The 1049-nt window shown below is 63.1% G+C and carries 1 protein-coding gene; it reads right to left on the reverse strand.

Going from position 1 to position 1049, the window contains the following annotated elements:
- Window positions 1-1049: RHS repeat domain-containing protein (locus tag FIV35_RS29490; protein ID WP_146375138.1), on the reverse strand; the 1049-nt coding region annotated here is incomplete at both ends.

The following is a 1049-nucleotide window of genomic DNA, read 5'->3' on the forward strand; positions in this document are numbered from 1 at the left end:
TGGGTTGTCGAGTTTGCCTACGTCGAGGCGGGCGATTTCGCCGTAGGCGCGGTAGTGGGCGGACCAGGCGATATCGCCCTCGGGGGTGGTGAGTTCCTGGGGTGTGCCGAGGTGGTCGAGTTGGTAGTGGTAGGGCTGTGTTTCTTTTGGACCGAAGCCTTGTAAAAGCGCCAGCGGCCGGAAGCTGTCGGGTTCGTAGAGGTAACTGCGGTGGCGTCCCGCTTGGTGTTCGGCGATAAGTGTGTCGCCTTGCCAGAAAAATTCGGTGGTGGTGCCGTCGACGGTTTTGCTGATACGCCGGCCAAACGGGTCGTAGCGGTAACGGGCGGTTTGGCCGTTAGGCTGGGCGATTTCGATCAGCCGGTGTTGGCTGTCATAGCGGTATTCGGTGACGAGTTGCTGGCCTTTGCCACGGCGTTCCTGGGTCAGGTTGCCGAAGGCGTCGTAGGTGTAGTGGCGGTCGCCCTGGATCAGCAGGCGGTTGCCGGCGACGATGTCGGGGCCGGGGCGGTTTTGCATCAGCAGGTTGCCGGCCGGGTTGTGGGCGAAACGTTCCTGCACGTCGTGGGAATGGTCGGCGCGGATAAGGCGTTGCAGCGGGTCGTAGCGGTAGTGGTGTTCGCCTTTGCGGGTGTCGAGCAGGCGGGTGAGGTTGCCGGCTCGGTCGTAGTCGTATTGGCGCTGGTAGAGCGGATGGGTCTGGTGGGTGACGGCGTGGGCGTGCAGGCGCTGTTGGTCGTCGTAGTGATAGTGGCTGAGCAGTTGGCCTTGTTGACGCTGGTGTTCCAGACCGGCGTTGAATAGGTGCGAGGTCAGGGTTTTGCCATTCAATTCAACAGTCGCAAGGTGCCCGCCCTTGTCGCGGTTGAAGGCCACGCGGTTGTTATCCGGCAGGCGCAGGTGCTTGAGCTGGCCGCAGGCGTCGTAGCCATAGCGCAGGGTGCCCCAGCCCTGGTGTTCGGCGGTGAGGCGGTTTTGGCGGTCGTACTCGTAGGCCAACGCCCAGTGGCCGTCGTCGACACTGAGGAGATTGCCCTGGCGGTCGTAGG

This window comes from Pseudomonas rhodesiae (assembly GCF_007858255.1).
In the GTDB taxonomy this organism is placed as follows: Bacteria; Pseudomonadota; Gammaproteobacteria; order Pseudomonadales; family Pseudomonadaceae; genus Aquipseudomonas; species Aquipseudomonas rhodesiae.